General features: G+C 75.2%; 4 protein-coding genes. 3 read left to right on the top strand and 1 reads right to left on the bottom strand.

What is annotated here, in order from left to right; all coding sequences use genetic code 11:
• Positions 1 to 52 precede the first annotated feature (52 nt).
• Positions 53 to 2,710, bottom strand: coding sequence for a YCF48-related protein (locus tag POF43_RS27995; RefSeq protein ID WP_271325057.1), 2,658 nt, complete (start codon positions 2,708 to 2,710; stop codon positions 53 to 55).
• A gap of 1,072 nt (positions 2,711 to 3,782) precedes the next feature.
• On the opposite strand from POF43_RS27995, the gene POF43_RS27990 reads away from it, so the two are divergent.
• The 3 genes from POF43_RS27990 to POF43_RS27980 are packed head-to-tail and all read left to right on the top strand — an operon-like array spanning position 3,783 to position 12,660.
• Positions 3,783 to 4,910, top strand: coding sequence for a glycosyltransferase (locus POF43_RS27990; protein WP_282704823.1), 1,128 nt, complete (start codon positions 3,783 to 3,785; stop codon positions 4,908 to 4,910).
• On the top strand, positions 4,907 to 8,464 hold the full coding sequence (locus POF43_RS27985; protein WP_282704822.1) for a glycosyltransferase: 3,558 nt from the start codon (positions 4,907 to 4,909) through the stop codon (positions 8,462 to 8,464). The genes POF43_RS27990 and POF43_RS27985 overlap by 4 nt, the downstream gene beginning before the upstream one ends.
• Positions 8,461 to 12,660, top strand: coding sequence for a glycosyltransferase (locus tag POF43_RS27980; RefSeq protein ID WP_271324899.1), 4,200 nt, complete (start codon positions 8,461 to 8,463; stop codon positions 12,658 to 12,660). Before POF43_RS27985 ends, POF43_RS27980 begins: the two co-directional genes overlap by 4 nt.
• Positions 12,661 to 12,702 lie beyond the last annotated feature (42 nt).

Here is a 12,702-nt window from a genome sequence, read left to right as displayed (position 1 = left end):
CGCGAAGGCGGGCCGGGCACAGTCGTTTCGAACGTCCGGAGCCCGCGGGACTCTACCGGCGGACGGTGGAATCCTTCTCCGGGCTGTAGAAGTGCTGGTCCCAGGTGGCCCCGCCGTCGGACGTCGACAGCACGGTCCCCTCGTCGCCCACGATCCACGACGTCGTCGGCGTGACGACGCGCACCGCCCACAGCGACATGCCCGAACCCGTGGCGCCGGCCTGCCAGGTGAGCCCGCCGTCGCCCGAGGTCAGGACGGTGTCGCTGCGCCCCACCGCGCGGCCCAGCCGGCCGTCGGGGCCGAAGTGCACGGCGTTGAGGTTCTGCGTCGTCCCGCTGTCGCGGCGCTGCCAACTGCCGCCGCCGTCCTGGCTGGTCACGATGGTGCCGCGGTCGCCGGCGGCCCAGCAGGTCCGCGCGTCGACGACGTGCAGGCCCAGCAGGTCGTCCGTGCTGCCGCTGTCCTGCAACTGCCACGTCGCGCCGCCGTCCCGGGTGGCCAGGACGCTGCCCTCGGTGCCCACGGCCCACCCGGTCCGCTCGTCCGCGAAGTCCACCGCCCACAAGGAGATGCCGGATCGCGGGCACTCCTGCGGCCGCCAGGTGGCGCCGCCGTCCAGCGTGGCGAGGATCGTCCCGTGGTCGCCGACCGCCCACCCCGTGCGGGCGTCCGGGCGCATGTGCACCGACAGCAGGTCCTTGTCCGTCCCGCTGTCCTGCGCCTGCCAGGAGGCGCCGTCGTCCCGGGTGACCATGATGGTGCCGCCCCGGCCCACTGCCCAGGCCGTGCCCTCGCCGGCCGCCGCGATCGTGTAGAGGTTCGTGGCGATCCCGCTCGGCCGCGCGGTCCACCGCTCGCCGCCGCGCGAGGACAGGACGGTGCCGCCGTCGCCGACCACCCAGCCATCCCGCCCGTCCGCGAAGACGTGGACGCCGTACAGGTTCTTGCCGGTGCCGGAGACGTGCGGCTGCCAGGTCTCGCCGCCGTCCGCGGAGGCGAGGATCAGGCTGCCGTCACCGACGGCGGCCGCGCTTACGCCGTCCGGCGAGATCCACACGTCCTTCAGGCTGTTGGAGCCCCCGCTCTCCCGGGCGCTCCACGACGCGCCGCCGTCCGCCGTGGCGAGCACCGTGCCCGACTCCCCGACGGCCAGGCCCCGGTCCCCCGACGCCGTGAACGACACGGCCCACAGGTCGGCGCCGGTCCCGCCGTCCCGCCGCGACCACGTCGCGCCGCCGTCCCCGGTCGCCAGGATCGTGCCCTCCCGGCCGACGATCCACCCCCGGTCGCCGTCGACGACGTGCACGCCCGTCAGGTTGACCGCCGCGGGCGACCGCCGCCGCGTCCAGGTGGTGCCGCCGTCGTCGGTGGCGAGGATGGTTCCGTGGGCGCCGACGGCCCAGCCGTGGTCGCCGTCGGTGGTGAAGTGGACGCCGAACAGGTGCTGGGTGGCGGTGCTGTCCTGCCGCGTCCAGGTGGTGCCGCCGTCATGGGTGGCGAGGATGGTTCCGTGGGCGCCGACGGCCCAGCCGTGGTCGCCGTCGGTGGTGAAGTGGACGCCGAACAGGTGCTGGGTGGCGGTGCTGTCCTGCCGCGTCCAGGTGGTGCCGCCGTCATGGGTGGCAAGGATCGTGCCGCCGGTGCCGACCGCCCAGCCCCGCGTGCCGTCCTGGAGGCAGTGCACGCCCCAGAGCAGTTCCTCGGTCCCGGTGCCGCCGCCCTGCCAGGTCGCGCCCGCGTCGGCGGTGACCACGACGGCGCCGTGCTGCCCCACCACCCACCGCGACGAACCGGCGCCGTGCAGGCCGACGAGGTCGCGGTGCATGCCGTTCAGCCGCGGCGCCCACGTCCGCCCGCCGTCCGCGGTGGCCAGGATGATGCCGTCGTCGCCGACCCCCCACCCCTGGAGGGCGTCGGGGGTGAAGGCGACGGACACGATGTCCTTGCCGGTGCCGCTGGGCTGCGGCGACCAGGTCCGGCCGCCGTCGTCGGAGCCGAGGACGAGGCCGTCGTCACCGGAGACCCTGGCCCGCCGGCCGTCCGGCGAGGCCCACACGCCGTAGATGTCGAGGCCGGTCCCGCTGTCCGCCCGCACCCAGGTGGTCCCCGCGTCCCGCGTGCACAGCAGGGTTCCGGCCCGGCCGACCGCCCAGCACACGTCGGCGGAGACCGCGAAGACGCCGCGCAGGTCGGTCCGCGTGGTGCTGTCCTGCGCCACCCAGGTCGCCCCGCCGTCCGTCGTGGCGAGGATCCGCCCGTGCTTGCCGACGATCCACGCCACCCGGTCGTCCACCGCCGCGCACCGGGTGAAGTGGGTCTCCTCACCGGACTCCTGCGGCTGCCACGTCACTCCGCCGTCGAACGACGCCAGCAGCGTCCCGGTGTCGCCCACCGCCCACCCCGTCCGCCCGGACGGTGCGAACGAGATCCCGTAGAGGTTCCTCGGGGTGCCGGACTCCTGCTCCTGCCAGTGCTCACCGCCGTCCACGGTCCGCAGGATCGTTCCGTCACGTCCGCAGACCCAGCCGCGCCGGGTGTCGGCGAACGACACCGCGCGCAGGTCCTTCTCCGTCCGCCCCTGCGGGATCCACCGCGAGCCGCCGTCGTGCGTCACGAGGATCATGCCGCCGTCGCCGACCGCCCACCCGTGCGCGCCGTCCACCAGGCAGATGCCCTGGAGGTTCACGCTGCGCGGGGCAATGTTGCACATCGTCATCTCGAACCCTCGTCTCAGACCGTCCGCCCGCCCAGCGGCCGGGCCCGCGCCCGCGGAGCGTTCTGACCACCGCTGCCGGAGCGTACGACCCGCCGCTCGCGGAGCGCCCGCGTGCGTCGCTCTCGAACCGGCGCAACCACGTGCGAGATGGCGACGGTTGCCGATATATCCCCCCGCACAGCCGGGTCCCCGGGTACGTTAGCACCGACCCGCACCTCCCTCCGGGGCGCCCGATCCCCCTCCCACCACCCCCGGAACCGCGACCGTCCCGCCCTTCTCCTTCACGGTGACAGCGACTTCACGGTGACGGTGACCGCGGTCGCGCCGGCGACCGCACCGGGTCAGCGACCGCACGGAGGCGGCGACTTCACCGCGCCGTCGACCACGTCCCCGCCGTCGACCACGTCCGCGCCGTCGACCACGTCCGCGCCGGCGACCGCACCGGGTGGAAGCCGTTCGGCGTGCGGGCGTAGCCGGCGGGTGCCGTTCCCGTGGACGTTCGGTGCGCGCGGTGGGCGGATCACCGGAGGGTCACGAGAAATTCACGGATACCTCGGGAAAACCTCAAGCGTGACGAAGAGTTCGTAGAGCGCGGGCACGGCGTCACATGGAACGCGACGTTCTTTTCGGTATTCCGGGTGGTATTTCTCGATCACTCGGCCGTTGTCGAGCTGCCGGTGGGCGCTGATTTCGACCGGGCGGTCGGCCGGTTATCGGCGCTCGTTCGTTACAGGAGAGAACTGCATTAATACCAATAAGTAAAATGACGCATGAGAATCGTCTGAGCGTGCGCGGGCTCGCTAACGTAGCGCGGGCAGGACAGGAAGCCGCGCCGCAGTCGGGCACAGCTGGGCGCCGGCTGCCGGCCAGTCACCCCCATCACGTGGTACGGGCGTCGAGTGACGAGGAGAGCAACGCCCCGCCGCAGAGCCGACAACCATCCAGCCGCCCCTCTTCCCCACGACGAGGATGGCACCCCGACCCCGTGCAACGCGCGTATCCGGACCGGGAGGACGATTTCCGGCCTGTGCCTCGGCGCGCCCGTTCACCTGGAACTGGGATACCGATGACTTCACTGCGTCCCCCCACCCTGCCCTCGCGACAGAACGCAGTCTCCACCCCGGACATCGCCTCCACCCCGGCCGCCGTCCGCGTTCCGGACGCGCTCCTCGCGTCGGACACCGCCTTCGCGCCGGACACCGTTCTCGCCCCGGGTGCCACCGTCGCCCCGGACATCACCGTCGCTCCGGACGCGCTCCTCGCGCCGAACGTCGTCTCCACTCCGGACACCGTTCTCGCCCCGGACCCCGCCCTCGCGCCGGGTGCCGTACCCCCGCCGTGGAGCGCCGCCGCCGGGCGTGTCCATGTCGCGCCGGTCCGGAGCGCCCAGGTCCGCAGCGCCGCGTCGCGCCGGGCGGGGCTCACGCCGGCCGACCTCGAAGTGGTCGTCCCGGCCTACAACGAGGAACACCGGCTGTCCGAGACGCTGATCGCGCTCGCCGACCACCTGGGCCGGATGCCGTTGCGCACGGCCCTGCGGGTGATCGACAACGGCAGCAGCGACCGCACCGCGGAGTGCGCCGACCAACTGGCCGCCGCCGGCATCCCGGTCACCGTCACCGGCTGCTCGCGCAAGGGCAAGGGCGCCGCGGTGGCCCGCGGCATGGTCACCTCCCGCGCCCGCTGGGTCGGCTTCTGCGACGCCGACCTGGCCACCCCCGCCGCCGCCCTCGACGACGCCCTCGCGCTGCTGCGCGGCGGCCGGCACGTCGCCATCGGCTCCCGGCGGTGCGCCGGCGCCCAGTTGACGATCCGTCAGCCGCTGCTGCGCCGGGTGGGCGGCGCGGGCTTCCGGATGGCGACCCGGCGCTTCTCCGGTCCGGTCGCCGACACCCAGTGCGGCTTCAAGTTCTTCGAGGCGGCCGCGGCCCGGCGGATCTTCTCCGACATCAACACCGCCGGGTTCGCCTTCGACCTGGAGGTGATCGCCCGCGCCCGGGCGCTCGGGCTGAGCCTGGAGGAGTTCCCGGTCGCCTGGAGCGACCAGCAGGGGTCCAGCTTCCGGCCGGTCTCCGACGGGCTGCGGGTGGCCGGCGAACTGTGGCGGCTGCACCGCTCGGTCTCCCGCCTGCGCCCGGTGCCGCACCCGGTCCTGCCCCTCCACGAACCGCTGTCCGCCGAGGTGGTCCGGTGACCCTGGCGGACTCCTTCCCCCGCGTCGCCGAGTGGCGCGGGCGCCACGTCGTGATCTGCAACTGGCGTGACGGCCGGCACCCCGACGCGGGAGGGGCCGAGCTGTACTGCGAGGAGGTGGCCCGCGAACTGCGGGAGGCGGGAGTCGCGGTCACCTACCTGACGGCCCGCCCGCGCGGCACCGTCCGCCGCGAACAGACCGGGTTCGGCACCGTCGTGCGCGGCGGGGGACGGTTCACCGTCTACCCCTTCGTCCTGCTGTGGCTCCTGCTGCACCGCGGACGGGTGCACGGGGTGATCGACTCGCAGAACGGCATCCCCTTCTTCGCGCCGCTCGCACTGCGCCGGCGCACCCCCACCGTGCTGCTGATCCACCACGTCCACCAGGACCAGTTCGCGGTCTGGTTCCCCCGCCCGGCAGCGGCCCTCGGGCGGTGGCTGGAGAACCGCGGCGCCCGGCTGGTCTACGGCAGACGGGCGATCGCCGCCGTCTCGCCGTCCTCCCGCGCCGAGATACGCGCCCGGCTCTCGCTGCGCGGCCCGGTCCACCTCGCCCCCTGCGGCCAGCACCTCCCCGCCCCGGGCCCGACCACTCCGGCCGCCCCGACCACTCCGGAGGCCGCCGCGCCGGAACCCGGGCCGCGGATCGTCTGCGTGGGACGGCTCGTTCCGCAAAAGCGCGTCGACCGGCTGGTGCGCTGCGTACCGCCGTTGCGGGCGGAGTTCCCCGGCCTGCGCCTGCACATCGTGGGCGACGGCGAGACGCGGCCGGAGCTGGAGAAGCTCGCCGCGGAGCTGGGCATCACGGACGCCGTCGTCTTCCACGGCCGCGTCACCCACGAGGAACGCGACCGGCTCGTCGCCTCCGCCGCCATCACCGCCACCGCGTCCATGGGCGAGGGGTGGGGGCTGTCGGTCATGGAGGCGGCCGCGCTCGGCGTACCGGCCGTGGCCTACGCGGTCCCCGGCCTGCGCGACACCATCCGGCCGGGCGACACCGGCTGGCTGGCGGCCCCCGGCGAGGACCTCACCGACACGCTCGCCACGGCCCTGCGGGCGGTGAACACGCCGCACCGGGCGGAGGAATGGGCGCGTCGCTGCCGCCGCTGGGCCGCGCGCTACGGCTGGGACGCCACCGCCGGCCACCTGCTGGCCCCGCTCACCGCCGAACGCGACCGGCTGCTGCACCTGACCGCGCACCACCGCTCGGTCACCGACGCCTCCGCCCTGGTCACCCTGCCCGCGGCACTCCTCGCGACCGCCGACCTCAGCTCCCTGCGCGCCACCGACCTGCTGGACACCTCGGGACCGGACGCCGCGCTGCTGCTGGTGGGCGCCGACGAACACGACGCGGAGACGGTACTCGCCCGCATCGGCGTCCCCGCCGGGCACCTCGGCACCCACGCGGCAGTACGTGACGATGCGACCGCCGACCTGCGTGTACGTGATGGTGTGACGGCTGACCACGGTATACGTGACGACGAGATCGTTGACCGGGGTGTAAGTGATGGCGCGACGGCTGACCACGGTGTACGTGACGATGCGACCGCTGACCTTGGCGTACGCGACGGTGTGACGGCTGACCACGGTATACGTGACGACGCGAGCGCTGACGTGGGTATACGCGATGGCGCGACCGCTGACGTGGGTGTACGTGACGACGCGACCGCCGATGTGCGGGAGTCGCGGGAAGCGGCGTTCGACGCGCCGGACCGGGCGGGCCGGGACGGCCTCGTCGCCATCCGGCTCGCGCGGCACTCCGACGCCCTGGGCTGGCGACAGCACCCGCCCGCCCGCAGCGCCTCGCCGCAGGACCGCACCGACGGCCGGCCGGCGGCGGTCCAGCCGGCGTCCCCGCCCGTGCCCCCACCCGCGTCGCACCGCGCGCCCACCGCCCGCTCCGGGCCGGGCGCCGCGATCGTCCGCATGCGTCAACCGGCCGCGCTGGTCGGTCTGTTCGCGCTCGCCCTGGCGTTGCGGCTGTGCTTCGTCCAGCGTTCCTACGACCTGTTCATCGACGAGATCACCTACGCCACCGTCGGCCGCAACCTGGCCACCGGCCACGGCCTCACCCTCTACGGCCACCTCTTCGCGCTGCACCCCCCGGCGTTCTTCGCGCTGCTGGCCGCCGTCCTGCGCGTGACCGGTCAGCACGGCGACATCCTGCGCCTGGTGATGGACCTGCGGCCGGTGGACGCGGTCGCCGGATCGCTGACCGTCGTCGCCGTCACGGCCCTGCTGCGCCGCACCGTGCGCACCCCGATCGCGCTCGTCGCCGGACTGCTGCTCGCCTGCGACCCGTTCCTCAACCGGTTCGACAGCCGCCTGATGCTGGAGGCCCCGGCCACCGCGGCCGCGTCGATCGGCATGCTGATCCTCGCCCGCACCCCGGCGACCGCCCGCGCGCGCGTCGGCACCGCGGTGGGGGCGGGCCTGATGTTCGCCGTCTCCATCACCACCAAGGAGCTGTACGCGCTCGTCACCTTCGCCCCGCTGGCCCTGCTGGCGTTCGCCGGCCGCGGACCGGTGCGGCGGATGCGGCTGATCGCGGCGGCCACCACCGTCGCCGGATACGCGGTGTACGTGGCGGTGACCGCGGCCTGCGGCGAGTGGTCCGCGTGGTGGACGCAGAAGAGCGCCGGCGTCGCCCGTGCGGTCGGCACCCGCCAGATCACCGGCTTCCACCAGGCGGGCGCCGCACCGGCGGCCGGATTCTCCGCGCGGCTGCTGGCCGACCTGGGCCAGTTCGGCGTCTCCTACACGGTCATCGTCGTCGGGGCCGCCGCCACCGTCTGGCTGCTCGTGCGGCGCGTCCGCCGGCCGTGGGTCTTCGCCGACGCGCCGGTCCGCTCGGTCATCACGGCCTGGGCCGCCGGCGCGCTGGCCTTCCTGCTGTACGCGGGGGCGTTCGGCACCCTTGAGGAGCAGATGTTCTACCCCTTGGTGGTCACCAGCCTCACCGCCCTCGCCCTGGCGGTCGACCTCGTCCTTCCGGTGGGACGCGCGGACGGCGGTCGTGTTGCGGCCGGTCGCGTCCACACCGGTGCTGTCCACACCGGTCACGCCGACCCCGGTCGTACCGGCGCCGGTCACGGCGCGCGGTCCCGGCGGCGGGCGCCCCGGGCCGTGGTGGCGGCCGTGGTGGTCGCGGCGCTGGCGCTGGCCGTCGACGGCGGGGTCTGGGCGGTGGTGCACACCCGCCGGGACGACACCTACCGGCGCACCATCGCCTGGACCAGCACCCACATCCCGGAAGGCAGCACGGTGGACGTGACCGAGGGCAGCGCCCAGTTCCTGATGCACGGCGTCCACCTGGGCACCTGGGGAACGGTCGGCGCGCTGGACCGCAATCACGCCGAATACCTGCTGATGTCGACCCAGCTGGTCGACCAGGGGTACTCCCGGATCGATCCGGCGCTGCTCGGACAGCTGAAGCGGCGCGGCCGGCTGCTGCACGCGGAGTCCGGCCCGACCACCGGCCAGTTGCGGGTGTACGACGTGCGCCCGATCGTCGCCGCCACCTCCGTGCACGACGCGAAGGGCGGTACCCGATGACGCCCGGTCGCAGCACCGAACCGTCCACCTATGGCGCCGGCCGTACCGATGCGTCCACCTACGAATCCGGCCGTACCGATGCGCCCGGCGCCGCCGAGGAGCGCACCGGGCAACCGCCGTACGCGCAAGCCCCGTTGAGCCGCACCGCCGACCGGGCGGACGGCCCGCGAACCGCCCCGGCCGCTGCCCCGCAGGCCGCACCGGTCGCCGCGTTCACCGGCCCCGCCCCCGCGGACCCGGGCGCCGCGTCCGCGGCCTCCGTCACCCCGGCCGCCACCACCCCGTCCGCCGGCGAGGTCCCGTCCACCGGTGAGGTCCCGTCCGCCGGCGAGGTCCCGTCCACCGGTGAGGTCCCGCCGCGCCTGAACCGGGGCGCCGCGCTGCTCACCGCCTCCACGGTGCTGGTCGGCGCCGCCAACTACGGGCTGTCGCTGGTCCTGGTGCGGTTGCTGCCGACCTCCGTCTACGCCACCTACGGCGCGGTGGCCTCCGTACTGCTGACCATCGGCACGCTGGCCGGCGCCACCGTGCCGTGGATCCTGGCCCGGGAGGTGGTGGTGAGCCGGCCCGGCAGCATGCGGCGCCGGCGTGCCCTGCGCTCCTGCCTGCGGCTCACCCTCGGCCTGGCAGCGGTGTGCGCCGCCGCGGCCTGCGCCGCCGTCAGCCGGTACGCCGGTACGCCGCTGCTCGCGGTCCTGGCAGTCGCCTGCGGGCTGATCATGCTCTGCTCGGCCGGCGCCGGATACCTCCAGGGCCGCCAGGAGTTCGGCAGGCTCGGCGCCCTGCGCGTCACCGAGGTCACCGTCCGGATCGCCGCCGCGGTGACCGCCGCCCTGCTCGGCTGGGGCGCCGCCGGAGTGGTCGGCGCCTTCGCCGTCGGCGCCGGCGTCGCGGCCACCGCCGGACTCCTCGCCATGCGCCGCGACCTGACGTCCTCCGGTGAGCCGACGCCACGCGTCGACCCGGCACCGCGCCCCGGTCAGCTGAACGGCCCCGCGGACCGCCTCGCGCAGCCGGACCCCGCCCGAGAAGCCGCCCACCCCACCGTAGAAGCGGGCGCGGTCGACCTCGCGCAAGAAGAGGAAGAGGCGGAAGCGGCAGGGCACCGGCGGGAGTTGTGGCGGCAGGCCGCCACGATCGGCGGGATCCAGACGCTGGTGTCGGTGCTGATCACCCTCGACGTCACCGTCGCCTCCGCGGTACGCGGCGCCTCGGCCGACCTGGCGACCTATCAGGCCCTGCTGGTCCTGGCCCGGGTGCCGGTCTTCCTGGCCACCGCGCTCGCCATGGTCGTCTTCCCCCGGCTGGCGGCCGCCCGGCCGACCGGGCCGGGACCGGCGCCCAGCGGCGACTTCCGGGCCGTGCTGCGCCTGCACTGGGTCACCGCGTTCGCCGTCACCGCCGTCGTGGCCTCCTGCCCGGAGCAGTTGCTGCAACTGCTGCTCCCCGCCCGCTACGCCGCGTCCGCCTCCTTGCTGCTGCCGCTCGGGCTGGCGGGGCTGGCGGCCGGCACCGTCAACCTCGTCACCACGTTGTTCCAGGCGTGGGGTCCGGTCCGGCGGGCCCTGGTCGTGCTCGGCGGCGCCGCGCTGCTCGGCGGTGCGGCCTTCGCCGCCGCCAGTGCCGCCCCGGCCTCCCTCGCCTGGTCGGCCGCGGCCGTCTTCGGCGCCGCCGCCCTCGTGCTGCTGGCGCTGGTCCGCCGCCGGGTGACCGGGCTCGGACCCGCCACCGGAGCCGCGATTCCGCTGGCGTCGGGCGTGCTGGCCTGGGCCGCGCTCTCGGCGCTGCGCCACCACCCGGTGGCCTGGCTGCTCGGCGCGGTCGTCGTGTGCGCGCTGGCCGGCCGGGCCGCCCGGCCGCGCCGGCGCCGGCCGGGACCGTACCGGGTGCTGCACCTGGGCTTCGAGGACCCGCGCCAGCCGGGCGCCGGCGGCGGTTCGGTCCGTACCCACGAGGTGAACCGGCGGCTGGCCGCCGCCGGGATCGAGGTCACCGTGGTCTGCGCCCGCTGGCCGGGCGCCGCCCCCGCGGTCGTCGACGAGGTCCGCTACCTGCCCGTCGGCCCCCGCCTCGGACCGCTGGGCCGGATCCGGTTCAGCGCCCAGCTCGGCTACTTCGCCACCGTGCTCGGCGGACTGTGGCTGCTGGTGCGGCGCACCGACCCCGACATCGTGGTCGAGGACTTCGCCGCGCCGATCTCGTCGGCCTGCGTGCCGTACCTGACCCGGCGCCCGGTGGTGGGGGTCGTGCAGTGGCTGTTCGCGCGGGACAAGGCACGGCAGTACAAGCTGCCGTTCGGCGCCGTCGAACGCCTCGGGGTCGGCTCGCACCGCTCGCTCGTCGCCGTCAGCGACGACCTCGGCGCCGAACTGTCCCGGCGCAATCCCGCCGCCCGGGTCACCGTGGTGCCCAACGGCCTCGACCCGGCCGCGTTCGACCCGCGCCCCGGCGGCGCCCGGGAGCACCTGCTCTACCTCGGCCGCCTGGAGATCGCCCAGAAGGGCCTCGACCTCCTGCTGCGTGCCTACGCGTCGGCGGCCGGACGCCTCGACGCCGACCTGCACATCGCCGGCGACGGCCCGGACGAGGGGACGCTGCGGGCGCTGGCGGCGGAACTGGGCATCGCCGACCGGGTCCGCTGGCTCGGCCGGGTCGACGGCCACGCCCGCTTCGACCTGCTCGCCGGGGCCCGGCTGGTCTGCATGCCCAGCCGGTACGAGACGTTCGGCATGGTGGCCGCCGAGGCGCTGGCCACCGGCACCCCGGTGCTCGCCTTCGACATCGCGTGCCTGAGCGCCCTGGTCGGCGACACCGTCGGACAGCGGGTGCCGACCGGCGACCTGACCGGTTACGCGGACGCGCTGACCGCACTCGGCAACGACCCGGAACGCTGCGCCGCACTGGGCGCCGCCGGCCCCGCCACCGTGCGCCGGCTCGACTGGGACCGGATCGCCGAGGCCCAACTCGCCGTCTACCGCGCGGCGTCGGGACCCGTCACCGACGCGATGACCGAGCCCGCGCCGCACGACCCGGCGGGCGGGACGGACGCCGCGCTCAGCGGGCCGGCCGACACCGGACGCCAGATCCGGTACCTGCTGCGCGACCGCGGCCGCCGGCCGGGCCGCGCCCTGCTGATCGGCAACTACGGCAACGGCAACACCGGCGACGAGTCCATCCTGGCCCGGCTCGCCGAACTCGCCGGCGACCGGCGCGACCGGCTGACCGTCGTCGGCCGTGACCCGGACACCATCGCCCGGCTGCACGGCCTGGCCGCGGTGCGCACCCTGTCGGCCGAAGGGGTCCGCGCCTTCCTGCGGACCGACGCGATCGCGGTGGGCGGCGGCGGGATGTTCGGGCGCGGCCTGCCTCCACTGGTGCGCGTGCTGCCCGCGGTCCTGCTGGCCGCCCGGCTGCTCGGCAAGGAGATCCACATCGTGGCCATCGGGGCGTACCCCGACACGCCGCAGCCGACCCGCCGGCTGCTCCAGTCGGTCTGCCGTCGCGCGGCCTGCGTGACCGTACGCGATCCGCGCACCCGGCAGGTGCTGTCCAGCGGTCCCGCCCGCTGGACGCGGCCCTCGCTGGTCGCCGACCCCGCCGAGTCCCTCACCGCCGCGCCGCCCGACCGGGTCCGCGCCGAGACCGGCGTCGACCCCGCCCGCCGGCCCCTGGTGGTCAGCCTCAAGGCGATGCCCGACCTGGCGGCGCTCCACCGGGTCACCGACACGGTCGCCGCCGCCCTGCGAGCGTGGCAGGACGACCGGCCGGTGGTCTTCCTGTGCCTGTCCGACCGCGGCGACTACGGGCTGGGCGAGGCGGTGTCCGACGCGTCGCTCGCCCGCCGGGTGGCCGAACGCGCGGGCCTCGACCTCACGGCACCCGGCTCCCGCGCCCGGCTCGCCGGCCCGGGACTGCACCCCGCGGTGGCCAAGGCACTGGCCGGCTCCGCGTCCGGCGTCGTGGCCATGCGGCTGCACGCGCAGATCTACGCCGTGGCCGAGGAGACCCCGCTGTTCGGCATCTCCTTCGAGACCAAGTCGGACGCGTGGCTCACCGCGTCACGAGCCGCCATCCACCGCACCGAGCGGCTGACGCCCGCCGAACTGTCCGACTGGCTGTCGGCCCTCCCGGCACCGGTGGGGGAGCGGCGTCCGCCGGCACGGGAGGCGCCTGCGGCGGCTGATGTGGGGCACTGATCGGGGGGCGTTTCGGTAAGGGTCGTCCCCGAAGGGTTCGTT

Source organism: Streptantibioticus silvisoli (assembly GCF_027947535.2).
GTDB classification, from domain to species: Bacteria; Actinomycetota; Actinomycetes; order Streptomycetales; family Streptomycetaceae; genus Streptantibioticus_C; species Streptantibioticus_C silvisoli.
The sequence above is the reverse complement of the archived record's forward strand: the minus strand, read 5'-3'. Positions and strand labels throughout refer to the sequence as shown.

What these genes read in the sequence shown, in the direction of transcription:
- POF43_RS27980 (WP_271324899.1), top strand. Translation starts at nt 8,461, where the DNA reads ATGACGCCCGGTCGCAGCACCGAACCGTCCACCTATGGCGCCGGCCGT.
- POF43_RS27990 (WP_282704823.1), top strand. Translation starts at nt 3,783, where the DNA reads ATGACTTCACTGCGTCCCCCCACCCTGCCCTCGCGACAGAACGCAGTC.
- POF43_RS27995 (WP_271325057.1), bottom strand. Translation starts at nt 2,710, where the DNA reads ATGTGCAACATTGCCCCGCGCAGCGTGAACCTCCAGGGCATCTGCCTG.